The sequence below is a fragment of the Pseudomonas vanderleydeniana genome, from assembly GCF_014268755.2.
In the GTDB taxonomy this organism is placed as follows: Bacteria; Pseudomonadota; Gammaproteobacteria; order Pseudomonadales; family Pseudomonadaceae; genus Aquipseudomonas; species Aquipseudomonas vanderleydeniana.
In genome coordinates this window covers 6,809,031-6,826,942 of record NZ_CP077093.1, presented here as the reverse complement: position 1 = coordinate 6,826,942, position 17,912 = coordinate 6,809,031, and the positions used below count along the sequence as shown (strand labels likewise).

General features: G+C 64.4%; 22 protein-coding genes. 6 read left to right on the top strand and 16 right to left on the bottom strand.

Annotation, left to right across the window (positions count from 1 at the left end; translation table 11 throughout):
* Window positions 1-7: 7 nt before the first annotated feature.
* From hemW to HU752_RS30715, 8 genes are all read right to left on the bottom strand, one after another.
* Window positions 8-1,210 (bottom strand): radical SAM family heme chaperone HemW, encoded by a 1,203-nt coding sequence (hemW, locus tag HU752_RS30750; protein WP_225920084.1) that lies wholly within the window; start codon window positions 1,208-1,210, stop codon window positions 8-10.
* Window positions 1,207-1,803 carry an RdgB/HAM1 family non-canonical purine NTP pyrophosphatase gene (gene rdgB / locus HU752_RS30745; protein WP_186686625.1) on the bottom strand — a complete coding sequence of 199 codons (597 nt, stop codon included), beginning with the start codon at window positions 1,801-1,803 and terminating at the stop codon, window positions 1,207-1,209. Before rdgB ends, hemW begins: the two co-directional genes overlap by 4 nt.
* Window positions 1,800-2,234, bottom strand: a complete 435-nt coding sequence (locus tag HU752_RS30740) for a DUF4426 domain-containing protein (protein ID WP_186686628.1) — start codon at window positions 2,232-2,234, stop codon at window positions 1,800-1,802. Before HU752_RS30740 ends, rdgB begins: the two co-directional genes overlap by 4 nt.
* Window positions 2,235-2,260: 26 nt before the next feature.
* A complete protein-coding gene (metW, locus tag HU752_RS30735; RefSeq protein ID WP_186686631.1) occupies window positions 2,261-2,881 on the bottom strand; it encodes a methionine biosynthesis protein MetW in 621 nt (206 codons plus the stop codon).
* 7 nt (window positions 2,882-2,888) lie between these two features.
* The gene (gene metX / locus HU752_RS30730; protein ID WP_186686634.1) at window positions 2,889-4,028 is read right to left on the bottom strand and encodes a homoserine O-succinyltransferase MetX; all 1,140 of its coding nucleotides are present in this window, start codon (window positions 4,026-4,028) and stop codon (window positions 2,889-2,891) included.
* 270 nt (window positions 4,029-4,298) lie between these two features.
* Window positions 4,299-4,889 (bottom strand): YggT family protein, encoded by a 591-nt coding sequence (locus HU752_RS30725; protein WP_186686636.1) that lies wholly within the window; start codon window positions 4,887-4,889, stop codon window positions 4,299-4,301.
* Between the two features lie 18 nt (window positions 4,890-4,907).
* Window positions 4,908-5,726, bottom strand: a complete 819-nt coding sequence (proC, locus tag HU752_RS30720) for a pyrroline-5-carboxylate reductase (protein WP_186686638.1) — start codon at window positions 5,724-5,726, stop codon at window positions 4,908-4,910.
* A 33-nt stretch (window positions 5,727-5,759) separates the two neighbouring features.
* Window positions 5,760-6,446, bottom strand: a complete 687-nt coding sequence (locus HU752_RS30715) for a YggS family pyridoxal phosphate-dependent enzyme (RefSeq protein ID WP_186686640.1) — start codon at window positions 6,444-6,446, stop codon at window positions 5,760-5,762.
* 56 nt (window positions 6,447-6,502) lie between these two features.
* Here HU752_RS30715 and HU752_RS30710 point away from each other — a divergent pair, with 56 nt between their 5' ends.
* Window positions 6,503-7,537: a type IV pilus twitching motility protein PilT gene (locus tag HU752_RS30710; protein WP_186686642.1), complete on the top strand. Its 1,035-nt coding sequence runs from the start codon at window positions 6,503-6,505 to the stop codon at window positions 7,535-7,537.
* A gap of 50 nt (window positions 7,538-7,587) precedes the next feature.
* Window positions 7,588-8,691, top strand: coding sequence for a PilT/PilU family type 4a pilus ATPase (locus HU752_RS30705; protein WP_186686644.1), 1,104 nt, complete (start codon window positions 7,588-7,590; stop codon window positions 8,689-8,691).
* Window positions 8,692-8,880: 189 nt separating this feature from the next.
* Here HU752_RS30705 and HU752_RS30700 read toward each other — a convergent pair whose 3' ends face one another.
* The gene (locus HU752_RS30700; RefSeq protein WP_186686646.1) at window positions 8,881-9,537 is read right to left on the bottom strand and encodes a C40 family peptidase; all 657 of its coding nucleotides are present in this window, start codon (window positions 9,535-9,537) and stop codon (window positions 8,881-8,883) included.
* Between the two features lie 250 nt (window positions 9,538-9,787).
* Here HU752_RS30700 and HU752_RS30695 point away from each other — a divergent pair, with 250 nt between their 5' ends.
* Complete coding sequence (locus tag HU752_RS30695; protein ID WP_186686649.1) at window positions 9,788-10,207, top strand: TM2 domain-containing protein; 420 nt, start codon at window positions 9,788-9,790, stop codon at window positions 10,205-10,207.
* A 212-nt stretch (window positions 10,208-10,419) separates the two neighbouring features.
* Here the strand turns inward: HU752_RS30695 and HU752_RS30690 are convergent, their stop codons facing one another.
* The 7 genes from HU752_RS30690 to gshB all read right to left on the bottom strand — a co-directional run bounded on the left by HU752_RS30690 (window position 10,420) and on the right by gshB (window position 16,279).
* Complete coding sequence (locus tag HU752_RS30690; protein WP_186686652.1) at window positions 10,420-11,691, bottom strand: dihydroorotase; 1,272 nt, start codon at window positions 11,689-11,691, stop codon at window positions 10,420-10,422.
* Window positions 11,688-12,692 carry an aspartate carbamoyltransferase catalytic subunit gene (locus HU752_RS30685; RefSeq protein ID WP_186686655.1) on the bottom strand — a complete coding sequence of 335 codons (1,005 nt, stop codon included), beginning with the start codon at window positions 12,690-12,692 and terminating at the stop codon, window positions 11,688-11,690. Before HU752_RS30685 ends, HU752_RS30690 begins: the two co-directional genes overlap by 4 nt.
* 15 nt (window positions 12,693-12,707) lie before the next feature.
* A complete protein-coding gene (gene pyrR, locus HU752_RS30680) occupies window positions 12,708-13,223 on the bottom strand; it encodes a bifunctional pyr operon transcriptional regulator/uracil phosphoribosyltransferase PyrR (RefSeq protein WP_186686658.1) in 516 nt (171 codons plus the stop codon).
* 68 nt (window positions 13,224-13,291) lie between these two features.
* Window positions 13,292-13,732: a Holliday junction resolvase RuvX gene (gene ruvX / locus HU752_RS30675; RefSeq protein ID WP_186686661.1), complete on the bottom strand. Its 441-nt coding sequence runs from the start codon at window positions 13,730-13,732 to the stop codon at window positions 13,292-13,294.
* The gene (locus HU752_RS30670) at window positions 13,732-14,301 is read right to left on the bottom strand and encodes a YqgE/AlgH family protein (protein ID WP_186686663.1); all 570 of its coding nucleotides are present in this window, start codon (window positions 14,299-14,301) and stop codon (window positions 13,732-13,734) included. Before HU752_RS30670 ends, ruvX begins: the two co-directional genes overlap by 1 nt.
* Window positions 14,302-14,348: 47 nt before the next feature.
* Entirely contained in the window at window positions 14,349-15,248 is a 900-nt protein-coding gene (locus HU752_RS30665) for an energy transducer TonB (RefSeq protein ID WP_186686665.1), read from the bottom strand.
* A gap of 77 nt (window positions 15,249-15,325) precedes the next feature.
* The gene (gene gshB, locus HU752_RS30660; RefSeq protein WP_186686667.1) at window positions 15,326-16,279 is read right to left on the bottom strand and encodes a glutathione synthase; all 954 of its coding nucleotides are present in this window, start codon (window positions 16,277-16,279) and stop codon (window positions 15,326-15,328) included.
* A 236-nt stretch (window positions 16,280-16,515) separates the two neighbouring features.
* On the opposite strand from gshB, the gene pilG reads away from it, so the two are divergent.
* From pilG to HU752_RS30645, 3 genes are read left to right on the top strand one after another with little or no spacing between them, the layout of a single operon-like run.
* Window positions 16,516-16,923, top strand: coding sequence for a twitching motility response regulator PilG (gene pilG / locus HU752_RS30655; protein WP_186686672.1), 408 nt, complete (start codon window positions 16,516-16,518; stop codon window positions 16,921-16,923).
* A 45-nt stretch (window positions 16,924-16,968) separates the two neighbouring features.
* Window positions 16,969-17,334, top strand: a complete 366-nt coding sequence (pilH, locus tag HU752_RS30650) for a twitching motility response regulator PilH (protein ID WP_186686675.1) — start codon at window positions 16,969-16,971, stop codon at window positions 17,332-17,334.
* 12 nt (window positions 17,335-17,346) lie between these two features.
* On the top strand, window positions 17,347-17,886 hold the full coding sequence (locus tag HU752_RS30645; protein ID WP_186686676.1) for a chemotaxis protein CheW: 540 nt from the start codon (window positions 17,347-17,349) through the stop codon (window positions 17,884-17,886).
* The last annotated feature ends 26 nt before the right edge of the window (window positions 17,887-17,912 follow it).

The following is a 17,912-nucleotide window of genomic DNA, read 5'->3' as shown; positions in this document are numbered from 1 at the left end:
GGGTTCCTTAGGTCAAAAAGTGTTGCAGCAGGTCATTGAGAAACAGCTGTCCGCGCGCGGTCGCCACCAGGCGTGTCGGTTCGACCTGCAACAGGCCACTTTGTTCTGCGGCGGCCCGTCCTTCGTTCAAACTGTCGAGACCCAGCCCGGTGCGTTGCGCGAACAAGACCGCGTCGACGCCCTCGGTCAGTCGCAGGGCGTTCATCAGGAACTCGAATGGCAGTTCGTCGTTTTCCAGTGCCTTTTCCCCGGCCTGGAACTGCTTGGCCGGGTTCAGGTAGTCCTTGGGCAGGCGGGTTTTCCAGGTGCGCACGATGCGCCCGTCCGGGTGGCTGAGCTTGCCGTGGGCACCGGCACCGATACCGATGAAATCGCCGAAGCTCCAGTAGTTCAGGTTGTGCCGCGCCGTCCGCCCGGGTTGGGCATAGGCCGATACTTCGTATTGGGCGTAGCCGTGCTCGGCCAGCAGCGCCTGGCCGGCCTCCTGGATGTCCCACAGGGTGTCGTCTTCCGGCAGCGTCGGTGGCTGGTTCCAGAACACCGTGTTCGGTTCCAGGGTCAGCTGATACCAGGACAGGTGCGTCGGTTTCAACGCGATGGCCTGGCGCAGGTCGTCGAGGGCGTCCTCCAGGGACTGGTCGGGCAGGCCGTGCATCAGGTCCAGGTTGAAGTTGTCGAAGCCGGCCTGGCGCGCCATGTCTGCCGCCCGCACGGCTTCACCGCCGGTGTGGATGCGACCGAGGGCCTTGAGCTTGTCTTCCTGGAAGCTCTGGATACCGATCGACAGGCGATTGATGCCCAACTGCCGGTAGGCGGTGAACTTCTCCTGTTCGAAGGTCCCGGGGTTGGCCTCCAGGGTGATCTCGATGTCGTCGGCGAACGGAATGCGTGCCTCGACGCCCTTGAGCAGTCGCCCCAGTGCCTGGGGGCTGAACAGGCTGGGCGTGCCACCACCGAAGAAAATCGAGCTCAGTTGGCGGCCGTAGGCGGCCGGCAGGTCCTGCTCGAGGTCGGCCAGCAACGCGTCGACATACTCTTCCTCCGGCAGCACGGGGCTGGCGGCATGGGAGTTGAAGTCGCAATAAGGGCACTTGCGCACGCACCAGGGGATATGGATGTACAGCGCCAGGGGCGGCAACTGCGGCAGGGCCGCCCGAGGAGGTTGCGCGCCACCGTGGATCAGCGGCAGCGCAGGGGAGGTCCGGGTCATTTCAGGCCCAGGCGTTGTCGCAGCAGGACCATGGCGCGGGCGCGATGGCTGAGCTGGTTCTTTTCCACGGGGCTCAGTTCGGCACTGGAACAGTCGCGCTCCGGTACCCAGAACAGCGGGTCGTAGCCGAAGCCGTGCTCGCCGCTGGCAGCGGTGAGGATACGGCCATGCCAGAGGCCTTCGCAGAGGATCGGCAGCGGGTCGTCGGCGTGGCGGACCAGGGCCAGCACGCAGACGAACTGCGCGCCGCGCTCGGCCTCGGGCACGTCCCTGAGGGCTTCGAGCAGCTTGGCGTTGTTCGCCGCGTCGCCCTTGCCGTCGGCGTAGCGGGCCGAGTAGATACCCGGTGCGCCGCCGAGGAAGTCCACCGCCAGGCCAGAGTCGTCGGCCAGCGCCGGCAGGCCGGAGAGGCGGGCGGCGTTGCGGGCCTTGAGGATGGCGTTCTCGACGAACGACAGGCCGGTTTCCTCCGGCTCGACGCTGCTGAATTCGCCGATCGAGCGCAATTGCACCGACTCGCCGAGCATCGCCTGCAGTTCCTTGAGTTTGCCAGCGTTATGGCTGGCCAGTACCAACTGGGTGAAATTCATCATTCGCCTGGAAAAAGCTCTTGGTTGAAGCTGAAGGTATTGGTTTGCCCGCCGCTGGTGACCGCGATCTCGAAGGTCCGGTTCTCCTGCTGGGGCACCGGGAACTGGGCGATGTAGTACACCGCGCCCTGCTCGGTGATCTGTTTGAAGGCCAGTGGCAGGCTCTTGTTGGTCAGGTCCTTGACGGCGCCGCTGACCTGGGCCACCACCGGTTTGCCGGCCTTGAGCACCGCGACGTTGATCACGCCCTGGTTCTTGCTGCGCACCAGCTCGTTCGCCTTGGCGATGTCCGGTTGCAGGTAGGTGGAATTGAACGTGTTGTAGTGCACGGTGATATCACCGAACACTTCCTGGCGCTCGCCCTTGATGGCGTCGGCGGCCATCGCCGACATTCCCAGGCAGGCACTCAACAGGAAAACCGCCAGACGTCCCATGATCATCCTCCTTTAGCTCAGGTGATTCATACCGCGATCTTGTGATCCTGCAGGCCGGGGCTGCTGACGCGGTAGATGCCGATCTCTCCCAACAGATTAGGCCATAGCTTACTGGCCCACCCGTGGCGGTGCTGTTGATCCACGGCAAGCCGATCGATGACCTTGGCCTGGCGTTCGCGGCACAGTTCCTCGAAGTCCTCGAAGGTGCAGAAGTGGATGTTCGGCGTGTTGTACCAGGTGTACGGCAGGAACTCCGAGACCGGCATGCGACCCTTGCTCGCCAGGTACCAGCGGCAGCGCCAGTGACCGAAGTTGGGGAAGGTGATGATGCACTGGCGGCCGACCCGGAGCATTTCGTCGAGGATCTTGTCCGGGTAGTGCACGGCCTGCAGGGCCTGGGTCATGACCACGATATCGAAGCTGTTGCTGGCGAAGTTGCCCAGGCCCTTGTCCAGGTCCTGCTCGATGACGTTGATGCCCTTGGCCACGCAGGCGGCGATGTTGTCGGCGTCGTTTTCCAGGCCGTAGCCGGTGACCTGCTTGTTGTCGCGCAGCCAGCTCAGCAGTTCGCCATCACCGCAGCCGAGGTCGAGCACGCGGCTGCCGGCGGGGATCCAGTCTTGGATGATTTCCAGGTCGGCTCTCATGGCGTCCTCACAGGGTAATCCGGTTCATGTAGTTGCCGAACGCCTGCAGGTAACGCGGGATCGGGATCAGGAAGGCATCGTGGCCCTGTGGTGCGTCGATTTCCAGGTAGCAGACGTCCTTGCGCGCAGCCATCAGCGCATCGACCACTTCCCGCGAGCGGGCTGGCGAGAAGCGCCAGTCGGTGGTGAAGGACATCACGCAGAAACTGGCCTTGGCGCCGGCGAAGGTCTTGGCCAGGTCGTTGTCGTAGTGCGCCGCCGGGTCGAAGTAGTCCAGCGCCTTGGTCATCACCAGGTAGGTGTTGGCATCGAAGCGCCCGGAGAACTCCTCGCCCTGGTAGCGCAGGTAGCTTTCGACCTGGAACTCGACGCTGTGGAAGTCGTAGTTGAGCTTGTCGCTCTTGAGCCCGCGGCCGAATTTCTCACCCATCGAGTCATCGGACAGGTAGGTGATGTGCCCGACCATCCGTGCCAGCATCAGCCCGCGCTTGGGGATCACGCCGTGTTCCTGGAACGAGCCGCCATGGAATTCGGGGTCGGTGAGGATCGCCTGGCGCGCCACTTCGTTGAAGGCGATGTTCTGCGCCGACAGCTTGGGTGCCGAGGCGATCGCCACGCAATGGCGCACGCGGTCCGGGTAGGTGATGGTCCACTGCATGGCCTGCATGCCGCCGAGGCTGCCGCCGACCACCGCCGCCCACTGGCTGATGCCCATGCGATCGGCGAGGCGGGCCTGGCTGTGTACCCAATCCTCGACGGTCAGCACCGGGAAGTCGGCGCCGAAGGGCTTGCCGGTCTCCGGGTTGATGCTGCTCGGGCCGGTGGAGCCGTTGCAGCCGCCGAGGTTGTTCAGGCTGACCACGAAGAACTTGTTGGTGTCGATCGGCTTGCCGGGGCCTATGCAGCTGTCCCACCAGCCGGGCTTGCGGTCGTCGGGGCTGTGGTAGCCCGCCGCGTGGTGGTGGCCGGACAGGGCATGGCAGATCAGCACCGCGTTGCTCGCGGTGGCGTTGAGGCTGCCGTAGGTTTCGTAGATCAGGTCGTAGGCTGGCAGGGAACGACCACAGGCCAAGGCCAGGGGCTCGCTGAAGTGTGCCGTTTGCGGCACGACCAGCCCGACGGAATCGTGGGGAAAGACAGTGGACATCGACCCTGCTCACGCTTGAATGAGGCGTAAGTCTAATGAGCGGGGGGATCAGCGGCAAGCAAAGGCCTGCGTGGCGAGCCCATTTGGGGGGAGCGGTCCTGTGGCGAGCGGGCTTGTCGGGGCGCCGCACCGCCGCGTTCGGCTGCGAAGCAGTCGTAAACCAGTCGTCTCGGTCTGCCTGGTAGAATGAGTTCGCTGATTTTAGGATCGCTTCGCGACCCAGCGCGGCGATGCGGCGCCCCGACAAGCCCGCTCGCCACAATTACCTCATCAGATCAGGCGGAACAGCACTTCAGGCATGCCGCTCATCACCGCCAGCGGCGGGATCACGTAGCTTTGCAGCAGCTGGATCACCAGGAACGCCAGGATTGGCGAGATATCCAGGCCGCCCAGGTTCGGCACGATCTTGCGGAATGGCGCCAGCACCGGCTCGCTGATCTGGTATACCAGCTCGGCCGCCGGGCTGTGGCTACCCGGGGCGACCCAGGAGAGGATCACGCTGATGATCATGGCGAAGAAGAACACCTTGAGGAACAGCGAGGTGACGCCGATGATCGACCAGATCAGCAGGTAGGCGATGTTGCCGGTCACGCCGTAGCTGAGCAGCAGGATCACCGCCATCAACAGCATCTGCACGATGATCGCCAGCACCAGCGAGGACATGTCCAGGCCGAACAGGCTGGGGATCACCCGGCGCATCGGCTTGAGCAGCGGCTGGGTGGCCTTGACGGTGAACTGGCAGAGCGGGTTGTAGAAGTTGGCCCGCACCAGTTGCAGGATGAAGCGCAACAGAACCACCAGCAGATACAGGCTGCCCAGGGTCTGGATGACGAAGATGGCAGCGCTATTGAGTGCAAACATCAAGTATTCCCTCGCGAGTTACTGACCGAGTTGTTCGGCCATTTCGGCCGAACGCTGGGCGGCGGCGCCGAGCGCCTTTTCTACCAGGGCTTCGAAACCACCGGCCTGGAACGTCTTGATTGCCGCTTCCGTGGTGCCGGCCGGGGAGGTGACCCGACGGCGCAGTTCGGCGGCGTCCACGTCGCTGGCGACCGCCATGTGGGCGGCGCCGAGGGCGGTCTGCTGGCTCAGTTGGATGGCGACGTCGCGAGGCAGGCCGAGTTTCTCACCGGCGGCGGTCATCGCTTCGATCAGCAGGAAGAAGTACGCCGGGCCACTGCCGGAAACCGCGGTGACCGCGTCCAGTTGCTGTTCCTCATCCAGCCACAGGGCCGAGCCGACGGCCGACAGCAGGGTCTGGGCCTGCTGGCGCTGTTCGGCGGAGACCTGGCTGGTGGCGTACAGGCCGCTGACGCCCTTGCGCAGCAGCGACGGGGTGTTGGGCATGCAGCGCACCACCGGCTGCTCGCCGAGCCAGTTGTTCAGGCTGGCACAGGTGATGCCGGCGGCGATCGATACCACCAGCTGGTTGGGCTTGAGGCTGGGGCGCAGGGCTTCGCACACGGCCTTCATGGCCTGTGGCTTGACTGCCAGCACCACCACGTCCGCGCCCTGGACGGCCTCGGCGTTATCGGCGAACACTTCGATAGCGTGTTCGGCCGCCACCCGCGCACGGGTCTCGGCGCCCGGGTCGCTGGCGCGAATCAGGGCGGCATCCAGGCCCTCGGCGCGCAGGCCGCCGATCAGGCTGGCGGCCATGTTGCCGGCGCCGATGAAGGTGATTCGGTTCTTGCTCATGACGGGTCCTTAGAATGAGAGTGTGGGGCCCTTTCAGGCCTGGCCGTAGTCGCGGGCGCCAAACAGGGCGGTACCGATCCGCACCCAGGTGGCGCCTTGGGCAATGGCTGACTCGAGGTCGTGGCTCATGCCCATGGAAAGTGTGTCGAGCGGCAGGTCGAGGCTGTCTTGCAGGGTTCGCACGCTGGCGAACGCGGCGTCTTGTGCGGCACGCTCTTCGGTGGGTTCGGGGATTGCCATCAGGCCGCGCAGCACCAGATTCGGCAGCGCGCCGATGGCGGTGGCCAGGGCCGGCAGGTCGGCCGGGGTACAGCCGGACTTGCTGGCCTCGCCGCTGACGTTGACCTGGATGCAGATGTTCAGCGGCGGCAGGCCGGCTGGGCGTTGTTCGGATAGGCGTTGTGCGATTTTCAGGCGATCCACGGAATGCACCCAGTCGAAATGCTCGGCGATGGCTCGAGTCTTGTTCGACTGAATGGGGCCGATGAAGTGCCAACACAAGGGCAGGTCGGTCAATTCGACCTGCTTGCCGAGGGCTTCCTGCAGGTAGTTTTCGCCGAAATCCCTGATGCCGGCGGCATGCGCCTCGCGAATAGCCTCGGCGGGCTTGGTCTTGCTCACGGCGAGCAGGTGGACACTGGCGGCATCGCGGCCAGCGGCCTGGGCGGCGGCGTGGATCCGGGCTGCAACGGAGGCAATGTTGTCTGCTATCGTGGTCATTCAATCTCGCCCGCAGTTCAAAGGTCTGCGGCATTCTACCTGTATTGGGGAGCCTCATGGATATCACCGAGCTGTTGGCCTTCAGCGCCAAGCAGGGCGCTTCGGACTTGCACCTCTCGGCCGGATTGCCGCCGATGATCCGGGTCGATGGCGATGTGCGCCGGATCAACCTGCCGGCGCTGGACCACAAGCAGGTCCATGACCTGATCTACGACATCATGAATGACCGCCAGCGCAAGGATTACGAGGAGTTCCTGGAAACCGACTTCTCCTTCGAGGTGCCGGGAGTGGCGCGCTTCCGGGTCAACGCGTTCAACCAGAATCGCGGTGCGGGCGCGGTGTTCCGGACCATTCCGTCGAAGGTCCTGACCATGGACGAGCTGGGCATGGGCGAGGTGTTCCGCAAGATCACCGAGGTACCCCGTGGCCTGGTGCTGGTGACCGGGCCGACCGGCTCGGGCAAGTCGACCACCCTGGCGGCGATGATCGACCACCTGAACAACAACAAGCACCATCACATCCTCACCATCGAGGACCCGATCGAGTTCGTTCACGAGTCGAAGAAGTGCCTGGTCAACCAGCGCGAGGTGCACCGCGACACCCAGAGCTTCTCCGCCGCCCTGCGTTCGGCCCTGCGCGAGGACCCGGACGTGATCCTGGTGGGCGAGATGCGCGACCTGGAAACCATTCGCCTGGCGTTGACCGCTGCCGAGACCGGGCACCTGGTGTTCGGCACCCTGCACACCACCTCGGCGGCGAAGACCATCGACCGGGTGGTCGACGTGTTCCCGGCGGAAGAAAAATCCATGGTCCGCTCGATGCTCTCCGAGTCGCTGCAGGCGGTGATTTCCCAGAGCCTGCTGAAGAAGGTCGGCGGCGGGCGGGTAGCGGCCCACGAAATCATGCTGGGCACCCCGGCGATCCGCAACCTGATCCGCGAGGACAAGGTCGCGCAGATGTACTCGTCGATCCAGACCGGCGGCTCGCTGGGCATGCAGACGCTGGACATGTGCCTCAAGGACCTGCTGGCCAAGGGACTGATCGCCCGCGACAGCGCCCGTGAGAAGGCGAAGATTCCTGACAACTTCTAGATGACCTACGCTGTCACACAGGTTATGCCTGAGCTGAAGCGGAGAGACTCATGGAGTTCGAGAAGCTGCTGCGCCTGATGGTGGAAAAGGGCGGCTCCGATTTGTTCATCACCCCTGGCCTGCCGCCTTCGTTGAAGGTCAATGGCCAGATCCTGCCGGTGACCCACAATGCGCTGACCCTGGAACAGACCCGGGATGCGGTCTACAGCCTGATGAACGAGCGCCAGCGGCTGGACTTCGGCCATCTGCACGAATGCAACTTCGCCATCCAGCCCAGGGACATCGGCCGCTTCCGGGTCAGTGCCTTCTACCAACGCAACCAGCCGGGCATGGTGCTGCGGCGCATCGAGACGCGCATCCCGCAGTTGGCCGACCTGAAGCTGCCACCGATCATCGAGCAACTGGCGCTGCTCAAGCGTGGGCTGGTGATGTTCGTCGGTGCCACCGGGGCCGGCAAGTCGACCTCCCTGGCGGCGATGATCGGCCATCGCAACCAGCACGGCAGCGGGCACATCGTCACGATCGAGGACCCGATCGAATTCATCCACGAACACCAGGGCTGCATCATCACCCAGCGGGAAGTGGGGATCGACACCGACTCCTATGAAGTGGCGCTGAAAAACACCCTGCGCCAAGCCCCGGACCTGATCGTGATCGGCGAGGTGCGCAGCCGCGAAACCATGGATCATGCCCTGGCTTTCGCCGAAACCGGCCACCTGTGCCTGGCCACCCTGCACGCACCGAATGCCGACCAGGCGTTGGAGCGGATCATCAATTTCTTCCCGGTGGACCGTCATCCGCAGGCCTGGATGGAACTCTCGCTCAACCTGCGCGCGGTGGTCGCCCAGCAACTCATCCCGCTGCAGGACGGCACGGGGCGTCGGCCGGTGGTGGAGGTGTTGCTGAACACGCCACTGATGGCCGATCTGATTCGCAAGGGTGACATCAAGGGGCTCAAGCCGCTGATGAAGCGTTCGACCGAGCAGGGCATGCAGACCCTCGACCAGGGTTTGTATGCGTTGTATAGGGAGGGTGTGATCAGCTATCGCGATGCGCTGGCGCACGCGGATTCGGCCAATGACCTGCGGCTGATGATCAAGCTGGACAAGGGGGCTGGGGGCGAAGCGGCGGACCTGAGCCTGAATCCGCGGTGAGTCGGCAGCGGGCGAAATACCTGTGGCGAGCTGGCTTGTCGGAACGCCGCACCGCCGCGCTGGGGTGCAAGGCACCCCCAAAGCCAGGCAACCCTGATTTGCCAGGTAGGCCGGATCAGCCGGCTTTGCGGCTGCCTTGCTGCCGAGCGCGGGCTAGCCCGCTCGGCACAGCAGGCCGTGCAAGGCGTGTTAGCGCTGGACGACGCGCAGGTGGCCGGTCTGTTCCTTGGCGATCACCCGCTTGGCGACGGCGTAGTGGCTGGCCCAGTAGGGTTTCTTCAGCGTGTCGATGGTCACGGACTTGCCGCGACGTGGCGCATGGATGAAGCGGTCGTTGCCCAGGTAGATGGCGACGTGGTTGACCTTGCGGCTCTTGATGTTGAAGAACAGCAGGTCTCCCGGCTTCAGGTCCTTGCGATCGACCTTCTGGCCGTGGCCGGAAGCCATGGCGTTGGAGGTACGTGGCAGGTCGCTGGCAGCGACACCGCTATAGGCGTACTTGACCAGGCCGCTGCAGTCGAAGCCCTTGCTCGGGCTGCTCCCACCCCAGCGATAGGGCGTCCCCAGCACATTCACCGCACGGCTCAGGGCCGCGCTGCTCTGCTTGCTGTTCGGCGCACCGGCGACGGTGGCAGTGAGTTCAGCGTGTTTCACTTTACCCGGGCTGGTGTGCTTGCCAGGATGTTTGCTGCCTGGAACGCTGATCTCGGAAAGTTTGGCGACGGCTGCAGGTGACTTTGCAGTGTGACCGTCGATGTTGGGAAGACGTTGCTCACGATTGGTGGCGTGGGCGGCCAATGGCATCAAAAGGCAAAGAGTCAGCCATGTCTTGAAAAATGGTCGCATTAGGCAAGGCTCAGGTTGGTTAGCGCGCAACTTTATAACAGCTTTCGGGTCTTTCCGAGTCCGTTTGTCGACTCTATACAGGGGGTAAAAGCGCTCTGGGACGGCGAAAAACGACCCATGGGTCACGCGCAGCTCAGGTACCACAAGGCTTCCAGCGATTTCTGGCAAGACTCTGTTACATGTTTTGAGACAGTAAAAAAGTCACAAAAAATGATGAAAAATTTATCTATCGAGCTCGGAGAGGGCATTCATGAACAGCTATCGGCATGATGGCAGTCCTGCCAATACCCATAACGTCGTCATCGGCTACTTGTTGTGGATTTTCGGTTTCACCGGTTCCCACCGCTTCTATTACGGCAAGCCGGTGACCGGGACGATCTGGTTCTGCACGTTCGGATTGCTGGGTATCGGTTGGCTGATCGACCTGTTCCTGATTCCGGGAATGGATCGCGAAGCCGACCTGCGTTTTACCTACGGGCCACTGGACTACACCTCCGCGTGGCTGCTGCTGACCTTCCTTGGATTCTTCGGCGTGCACCGCATGTACCAGGGCAAGTGGATCACCGGCGTGCTGTATTTGGTGAGCGGCGGGCTGCTGGGGCTGGGGGTGTTGTATGACTTCTGGACGCTGAATGACCAGATTTCGCTGAGGAACAGCGGGCGGGGTTGATGCCGGGCATGGTATCGATTGTGCTGAGTCGGCCCGGTTTGTCGGGCCGGGGCCTGACTGGGTGAGCGGATTGCCGGGTGGTGAGCGGGCTTGTCCGCGCGGGGCTGCATGGCAGCCCCAAAACCCGTCACTGCATTAGATCAGCTACCACGCGGTGCCAGGTTTCGGGGGCGCTGCGCTCCCCAGCGCGGGCAAGCCCGCTCGCCACAGGTTTACGCCTGGTGGGTGATCCGCCCATCCATCAGCGTGTAGCGCACCGTACCCGGCAGCGCATGGCCGATGAACGGACAGTTCTCGCCACGCGACAACCACTGTTCACCGGCCACGGTGGAGGTGCCCGGATCGAACAGCACCAGGTCCGCCGCGCCCCCTACCGCCAGCTTGCCAGCCGGCAGCCGCAGGGCATCGGCGGGGCCAGCGCCCAGGCGAGCGAGCAGGGTCGGCAGGTCGAGCAGACCATCTTCCACCAGGGTCAGCGCCAGGGGCAGCAGCAGCTCGACGCTGCTGATGCCGGGTTCGGTCGCACCGAACGGGGCCAGCTTGGCATCACGCTCGTGTGGTTGGTGGTGGCTGGAGATGGCACTGATCACTCCGGACTTCACCGCTTCGCGCAGGCCATCGCGGTCGGCGCGGGTACGCAGCGGCGGTTGCACGTGGTACAGGCTGGAGAAGTCGATCAGCGCCTCGTCGGTCAGGATCAGCTGGTACAGCGCGACATCGGCGGTAACCCGCAGGCCCTTGGCCTGGGCCTGGGCGATCAGGGCGGCGCCGCGGGCGCTGGTCAGCTGGCTGAAGTGCGCACGTACGCCGGTCTGCTCGACCAGCAGCAGGTCACGGGCCAGGGCCACGGTCTCGGCGGTTTCCGGAATCCCCGGCAAGCCGAGGAAGCTCGCGGTTGCCCCTTCGTGGGCCAGGCCACCTTCGGCCAGGTCGTGGTCCTGGGAGTGGAACACCACCGTCAGGTCGAACGTGGCCGCGTACTCCAGCGCCCGGCACAGGGTGCGGCTGTTGCGGAAGCTGTCCAGGCCGTTGCCGAACGCCACGCAGCCGGCATCGCGCAGGGCCACCAGTTCCGCCAGTTGTTCGCCTTCCAGACCCTTGCTCAGGGCGCCGATCGGGAACACCTTGGTATTGCCGGCCTCACGGGCGCGGTCGAGGATCAGCTCGGCGACTGCCGAGGTATCCAGTACCGGCTTGGTCCGGGGTGGGCAGCACAGGCTGGTGACACCGCCGGCGGCGGCGGCACGGGTTTCGCTGGCGATGCTGCCCTTGCGGCTGTAGCCCGGCTCGCGCAGGGCGACGTTCAGGTCGACCAGCCCTGGGGCGGCGACCAGACCCTTGGCATCGAGGGTTTCGCTCGGCTCGAAACCGGCCGGGGCGGCACCGATGGCGACGATCCGGCCGGCCTCCAGGTGCAGGTCGCTGACCTGGTCCAGGCCGCTGCTCGGGTCGATGACGCGGGCGCCAATAATGCTGAGCTTCACTGGGCGTTCTCCTGCTCGAATTGACGCTGGGCTGTCTGCCCGCTCATGGCCATGGACAATACGGCCATGCGTACGGCAATGCCGTAGGTAACCTGGTTGAGGATGACCGAGCGCGGACCGTCGGCCACCGCCGATTCGATTTCCACGCCGCGGTTGATCGGGCCCGGGTGCATGACGATGGCATCCGGCTTGGCACCGGCCAGGCGTGCGGTAGTCAGGCCGAACAGGCGGTAGAACTCGCCCTCGCTGGGCAGCAGGCCGCCAGTCATGCGTTCACGTTGCAGGCGCAGCATGATCACCACGTCGACATCCTTCAGGCCTTCGGCCATGTCGGTGTAGACCTTCACGCCGTACTGCTCGATACCGATCGGCAGCAGGGTCTTCGGCGCGATCACGCGGATATCCGGGCAGCCCAGGGTCTTGAGCGCCAGCATGTTCGAGCGGGCGACGCGCGAGTGCAGGATGTCGCCGACGATCGCCACCGAGAGGTTTTCGAAACCGCCCTTGTGTCGGCGGATGGTCAGCATGTCGAGCATGCCCTGGGTCGGGTGGGCGTGGCGGCCGTCACCGCCGTTGATGATCGCCACCTGCGGGCAGACGTGTTCGGCGATGAAGTGTGCGGCACCGGAGTCGGAGTGGCGCACCACGAACATGTCGGCGGCCATGGCTTCCAGGTTGCGCAGGGTGTCGAGCAGGGTTTCGCCCTTGCTCGCGGACGAGGTCGACACGTTCAGCGTGATCACGTCGGCCGACAGCCGCTGGGCCGCCAGTTCGAAGGTGGTGCGGGTGCGGGTGGAGTTCTCGAAGAACACGTTGCACACGGTCTTGCCGCGCAGCAACGGGACTTTCTTCACTGCCCGGGCGCCGACTTCGAGGAATGAGTCGGCGGTATCGAGGATTTCCGTCAGCAGCTCGCGGGGCAGACCGTCGAGCGACAGGAAGTGGCGCAGCTGGCCCTGATCATTGAGCTGCAGGGGGCGCTTGGCGTCTGAAGGCGTCATCGCAGAGGACTCTTTTTAAGGTGCTTGAAGGGCCAGATCTTGAAGTTCAAGCTGGAGCGGCGCGGGGCCGGACAATTTTACCCGTTCCGTGGGGGCCAGGGACAGGGTTGCGCCCACCACATTCGGCCGGATCGGCAGCTCGGCGGCCTCCAGGTCCAGCAGGCAGACCAGGGTCACGCTGGCCGGGCGGCCATAGTCGAACAGCTCATTGAGGGCGGCGCGGATGGTCCGGCCGCTCATCAGTACGTCGTCGATCAGTACCAGGTGCTGGCCTTCGATCTCGAAAGGCAGCTCCGAAGGACGCACCTGCGGGTGCAAGCCGTTCTGGCTGAAGTCGTCGCGATAGAAGGACACGTCCAGCGTGCCCAGTGGCGAATCGCTGCCCAGGGCCTTGAGCAGTGCCTGCGCAACCCACACGCCACCGGTGCGGATACCGATGTAGCGCGGGGTGTCGATGGCTCGCTGCTGCAGATGGGCCTTGAGGCGGGCGGCCATCTGGTCGATCAGTTCGGCGGGATTGGGCAGGCTCATGATTGCTCCTTCAAGGGCCCCGCCCGGCAAGCGTGGCGAGGACTGAGACGGTACGACGCGCGGCGCCGTCAGGATTCGGGGGATACGGGGTTTTCTTCGATCCAGCTTTGCAGCAGCAGCTTGGCGGCGATGGCGTCCACCGGATTGTCGCGGTAGCTGCCTTTCTGCCCGCCCTTGGCCATGCGCTCGCCCTTGGCCTCGAAGGTGGTCAGGCGCTCGTCCTGGGTAAAGAACGGCACGTTGTAGCGGCCATTGAGTCGGCGGGCGAACTTCTCCGCGCGGGCGCACATCTCGCTGGGCGTGCCATCCATGTTCAGGGGCAGGCCGACCACCACCGCGTCGGGTTTCCACTCCTTGATCAGCGCTTCGACCTGGTTCCAGTCGGGCACGCCATTCTGTGCCTTGAGGGTGCACAGCTCGCGGGCCTGGCCGGTGACCATCTGGCCGACGGCAACGCCGATCTGCCGGGTGCCGTAGTCGAAACCCAGCAGCAGACGGATGTTGGCCATCAGGCGTGGCCCGCCTGGCTGGTCAGCAGGCTGAGGTTGATGCCCAGGTGCGCGGCGGCGGCGGCCAGGCGGTCGTCGCTGTCGGTGTTGAAGAGGATTTCCGGGGAGAACGGGCAGGTCAGCCAGGCATTGTCGGCCAGCTCGGCCTCCAGTTGCCCGGCTTCCCAGCCCGCGTAGCCGAGGGCAATCAGGCTGCGTTCCGGGCCGACGCCATCGGCGATGGCGAACAGCACGTCCTGGGAGGTCGACAGCGCCAGGCCCTCGAGCTCGACAGTGGCCTGGTAGGTCTTGCCGATCGGGTGCAGGACGAAGCCGCGATCGGTCTGGACCGGGCCTCCCGAGTAGATCGGCACATGCTGGCACAACCCTGGCGGGTCGATATCAGGGCGCAGTTGCTCGAGGATATCGGCCAGGTTCAGCGATTGCGGGCGGTTGATGACCAGTCCCATGGCACCGTTTGCGCTGTGCTCGACGATGTAGGTCACCGTTTGCGCAAAGTTCGGGTCGGCCATATGCGGCATGGCGATCAGGAAGTGATGCTTGAGGTACGTCGGGCTGAGGTTTTTCATGAACCTAGTGTGGCGTTGGGCGGGCGAACTGACAAGCCGGATGGCGCTCAATTACTGGACAGGCGGTCCCCCCGGGCGAAACGCCAGGTGCGGATGATTTCCAGTCGGTCGATGTCCGACAGGTCGCCGGTAAACGGTGCGAACGGCGCCGCCAGCCGGACGATGCGCTGCGCGGCCTGGTCCAGCAGTGGCTGGCCGGACGATTCGAGCACCAGCACCTCGTACAGCGAGCCGTCGCGGTTGATCGACACCATCAGTCGCAGGCTGCCGTAGATCTGCTGGCGACGGGCTTCCTCGGGGTAGTTGAGGTTGCCGATCCGCTCGACCTTCTTGCGCCATTCGTCCTTGTACCAGGCGCCCTTGTCGCGCATGGTCGAGGCCGCGCTCAGGCGGTGGATACGTGGCCTCTTGGCGTACAGCTGGCGTTCCTTGGCCAGTTCCGCTTCCAGGCTGGCGATGTCGCTGGACAACTGTTCGCTGTCGAAACTCGGTGCCTCGGTTGGCGGCGGGGCTTCGGGCTTGGGCTCTTCGTGGCGGGTGACGGTCTTCTTCGGTTTCGGCGCGACGGTGGCGACCGCAGCCTTGGGCGTCGCTTCGGTGACCTGCGGCTTGGCCGGCGGTGGCGTGGCGACCTTGTTCACGGTGTTGTCCTGGAACGGCGCGACTTCGGTGGTGGTCGGGATCGCCTTTTTATCCTGGGTGCCGCTGCCCTGCTGGTTTTCCTGGGCGAGGAAGTCGGCCTTGGCCGGCTTGGTCTCGCTCTTGAAGGTGGCCAGGGTGATTTCCAGGGTTCTGCTGACCTGCTTGGGCTCGACGAAGCTGAACCCGACGCCGAGCAGCAGGGCCAGGTGGATCAGCGCGGCGAGAAACAGGGTAAAGCCGAGCCTGTCGGCCGGGCGCACGCCGGTGCGGTAGAGTTCGGGAGGCAGATCGGCGGGGAGAGTCATGACCAGAAAACCAACATCACGCGTTTCGGAGGCGGTGCATCATAGCGCAATGTTGGTTCCATCTCGGCTGTTCTACATCAACGGCTCTTGAGCTTCTGCTCAATGGCATCCATCAGCAGGCCGCCGATGTGGGTGCCGAAGGCGTTGTCGATCTCGCGGATGCAGGTCGGGCTGGTGACGTTGATTTCCGTCAGGTGCTCGCCGATGACATCCAGACCTACGAACAGCAGGCCCTTTTCACGCAAGGTCGGTCCGACCTGGGCGGCGATCCAGCGGTCGCGCTCGGTCAGTGGTCGGGCTTCGCCGCGCCCGCCGGCGGCCAGGTTGCCGCGGGTTTCGCCGCTGGCCGGAATCCGCGCCAGGCAGTAGGGGACCGGTTCGCCATCGACCATCAGGATGCGCTTGTCGCCGTCCTTGATCGCCGGCAGGTAGGCCTGGGCCATGATCTGCTGGCTGCCCAGGGCGGTCAGGGTCTCGAGGATCACCGACAGGTTCGGGTCGCCGACCCGGTGCCGGAAGATCGAGGTGCCGCCCATGCCGTCCAGCGGCTTGAGGATCACATCGCCGTGCTTGGCGGCGAATTCACGCAGCACGTCGGCGCGGCGGCTGACCACGGTCGGTGGCGTGCACTGCGGGAACTGCGTGGCGAACAGCTTCTCGTTGCAGTCGCGCAGGCTCTGCGGCTTGTTCACCACCAGCACGCCGGCCCGTTCGGCCTGCTCCAACAGGTAGGTGGAGTAGACGAACTCCATGTCGAACGGCGGGTCCTTGCGCATCAGGATCACGTCCAGGTCGCTCAGGGCCGCATCGGTCTCCGCTTCCAGCTCGAACCAGTGCTCGGGGTTGGCGAACACCTTCAGCGGTTTCATCCGCGCCCGGGCCACGCCGGCATCCTGGTAAAGATCCTGCTGCTCCATGTAGAACAGCGTCCAGCCGCGTTCCTGGGCGGCCAGCAGCATGGCCAGCGAGCTGTCCTTCTTGTAGGAAATGCTCGCGATAGGGTCCATGACAATGCCGAGACGAACGCTCATGGGCTATATCCTCTGTAGGCCGTGATGGCCGTAATGACTTGGAAAGTGGCGTCAGAGTGGCGCTGCGGATGTTTGCGGTCAAGGAAAAGGTGGGGTAGGGGCCGTGCATGGATTGCGTGGGGAGACTGTGCTAAAAAGGTTCGCATCCTGTACGAAATCCTTCCACATCAAGGGTTTCGCGCCCGGAAACCGGGCATCCCTGGAAAACGCGTCGCTGTGGCGATGGTAGAGCAGATATGGAACAGCATTCCACAGCCTTGAAAGTCATGGTCATCGATGACTCCAAGACGATTCGTCGTACCGCCGAGACGCTGCTCAAGCATGTCGGCTGCGAGGTCATTACCGCTGTCGACGGCTTCGAAGCCCTGGCCAAGATCGCCGATCATCATCCGGGCATCATCTTCGTCGACATCATGATGCCGCGCCTGGACGGCTACCAGACCTGCGCGCTGATCAAGAACAACAGCGCGTTCAAGTCGACGCCGGTGATCATGCTGTCCTCCAAGGACAGCCTGTTCGACAAGGCCAAGGGGCGCATCGTCGGTTCTGATCAATTCTTGACCAAGCCGTTCAGCCGCGACGAGTTGCTGGACGCGATCAAGGCGCATGTCCCGGGGTTCACGGCAGTAGAACAAGCACTTTGACGGGGGGCCGCCGGGCCGCCTGCTTTATAAGAAATGGGGAGCACCATGGCACGCATCCTGATCGTCGATGATTCGCCGACTGAAATGTACAAACTGACCGGCATGCTGGAAAAGCACGGTCATGAAGTCCTCAAGGCCGAGAACGGCGCCGACGGCGTGGCCCTGGCCCGCCAGGAAAAGCCCGATGCGGTGCTGATGGACATCGTCATGCCCGGCCTCAACGGTTTCCAGGCGACCCGGCAACTGACCAAGGACCCGGAGACCGCGGCGATCCCGGTGATCATCATCACCACCAAGGACCAGGAAACCGACAAGGTCTGGGGCACGCGCCAGGGCGCCCGGGACTACCTGACCAAGCCGGTCGAAGAGGAAACCCTGCTCAAGACCCTGAACAACGTCCTGGCCGGTTGACGACAGGCGCCCATGGCCGAATCGCAGACTGCCTTTGCCCTCCTGCTGGAGATCGACCAGCGCTGTCGGGCGCTGGCGGCGGACCTGCCGTCCCAGGAAACCCGCCAGGACACCTGGAGCGGCATCGGTTTCCGCTTGGGCGAGCAGTGGTACGTGGCGCCCATGGGCGAAGTCGCCGAAGTGCTGCATGAGCCACGCTACACCCTGTTGCCGGGGGTGAAGCCCTGGGTCAAGGGCGTGGCCAACCTGCGTGGCCGGCTGCTGCCGCTCATGGACCTGTGCGGGTTCTTCGGTCATGAGCTGTCGGTCGTGCGCAAGCAGCGCCGGGTGCTGGTGCTGGAATACAAGGACGTGTTCGCCGGCCTGCTGGTGGATGAGGTGGCGGGCATGCAGCACTTTCCCCAGGGCAGCCGGCAGATGCATTCGGTCGAGCGCCCGGAGTTGGTGGTCGCGCCCTTCGTGCAGGGCTGTTTCGAACGTGAGCGCAACTGGTGGGTGTTCAGCCCGTTCAGCCTGGCGCAGGCACCGGGGTTCCTCGATGTTGCAGTCTAATCATGTGTCCGGCTTGCGCGGGGCCC

What these genes read in the sequence shown, in the direction of transcription:
- gshB (WP_186686667.1), bottom strand. Translation starts at nt 16,279, where the DNA reads ATGAGCGTTCGTCTCGGCATTGTCATGGACCCTATCGCGAGCATTTCC.
- HU752_RS30670 (WP_186686663.1), bottom strand. Translation starts at nt 14,301, where the DNA reads ATGAAAAACCTCAGCCCGACGTACCTCAAGCATCACTTCCTGATCGCC.
- pilH (WP_186686675.1), top strand. Translation starts at nt 16,969, where the DNA reads ATGGCACGCATCCTGATCGTCGATGATTCGCCGACTGAAATGTACAAA.
- HU752_RS30695 (WP_186686649.1), top strand. Translation starts at nt 9,788, where the DNA reads ATGAACAGCTATCGGCATGATGGCAGTCCTGCCAATACCCATAACGTC.
- pilG (WP_186686672.1), top strand. Translation starts at nt 16,516, where the DNA reads ATGGAACAGCATTCCACAGCCTTGAAAGTCATGGTCATCGATGACTCC.
- HU752_RS30715 (WP_186686640.1), bottom strand. Translation starts at nt 6,446, where the DNA reads ATGACCACGATAGCAGACAACATTGCCTCCGTTGCAGCCCGGATCCAC.
- proC (WP_186686638.1), bottom strand. Translation starts at nt 5,726, where the DNA reads ATGAGCAAGAACCGAATCACCTTCATCGGCGCCGGCAACATGGCCGCC.
- rdgB (WP_186686625.1), bottom strand. Translation starts at nt 1,803, where the DNA reads ATGATGAATTTCACCCAGTTGGTACTGGCCAGCCATAACGCTGGCAAA.
- HU752_RS30700 (WP_186686646.1), bottom strand. Translation starts at nt 9,537, where the DNA reads ATGCGACCATTTTTCAAGACATGGCTGACTCTTTGCCTTTTGATGCCA.
- ruvX (WP_186686661.1), bottom strand. Translation starts at nt 13,732, where the DNA reads ATGGCCAACATCCGTCTGCTGCTGGGTTTCGACTACGGCACCCGGCAG.
- hemW (WP_225920084.1), bottom strand. Translation starts at nt 1,210, where the DNA reads ATGACCCGGACCTCCCCTGCGCTGCCGCTGATCCACGGTGGCGCGCAA.
- HU752_RS30705 (WP_186686644.1), top strand. Translation starts at nt 7,588, where the DNA reads ATGGAGTTCGAGAAGCTGCTGCGCCTGATGGTGGAAAAGGGCGGCTCC.
- pyrR (WP_186686658.1), bottom strand. Translation starts at nt 13,223, where the DNA reads ATGAGCCTGCCCAATCCCGCCGAACTGATCGACCAGATGGCCGCCCGC.
- HU752_RS30740 (WP_186686628.1), bottom strand. Translation starts at nt 2,234, where the DNA reads ATGGGACGTCTGGCGGTTTTCCTGTTGAGTGCCTGCCTGGGAATGTCG.
- HU752_RS30725 (WP_186686636.1), bottom strand. Translation starts at nt 4,889, where the DNA reads ATGTTTGCACTCAATAGCGCTGCCATCTTCGTCATCCAGACCCTGGGC.
- metW (WP_186686631.1), bottom strand. Translation starts at nt 2,881, where the DNA reads ATGAGAGCCGACCTGGAAATCATCCAAGACTGGATCCCCGCCGGCAGC.
- HU752_RS30685 (WP_186686655.1), bottom strand. Translation starts at nt 12,692, where the DNA reads ATGACGCCTTCAGACGCCAAGCGCCCCCTGCAGCTCAATGATCAGGGC.
- HU752_RS30665 (WP_186686665.1), bottom strand. Translation starts at nt 15,248, where the DNA reads ATGACTCTCCCCGCCGATCTGCCTCCCGAACTCTACCGCACCGGCGTG.
- HU752_RS30645 (WP_186686676.1), top strand. Translation starts at nt 17,347, where the DNA reads ATGGCCGAATCGCAGACTGCCTTTGCCCTCCTGCTGGAGATCGACCAG.
- metX (WP_186686634.1), bottom strand. Translation starts at nt 4,028, where the DNA reads ATGTCCACTGTCTTTCCCCACGATTCCGTCGGGCTGGTCGTGCCGCAA.
- HU752_RS30710 (WP_186686642.1), top strand. Translation starts at nt 6,503, where the DNA reads ATGGATATCACCGAGCTGTTGGCCTTCAGCGCCAAGCAGGGCGCTTCG.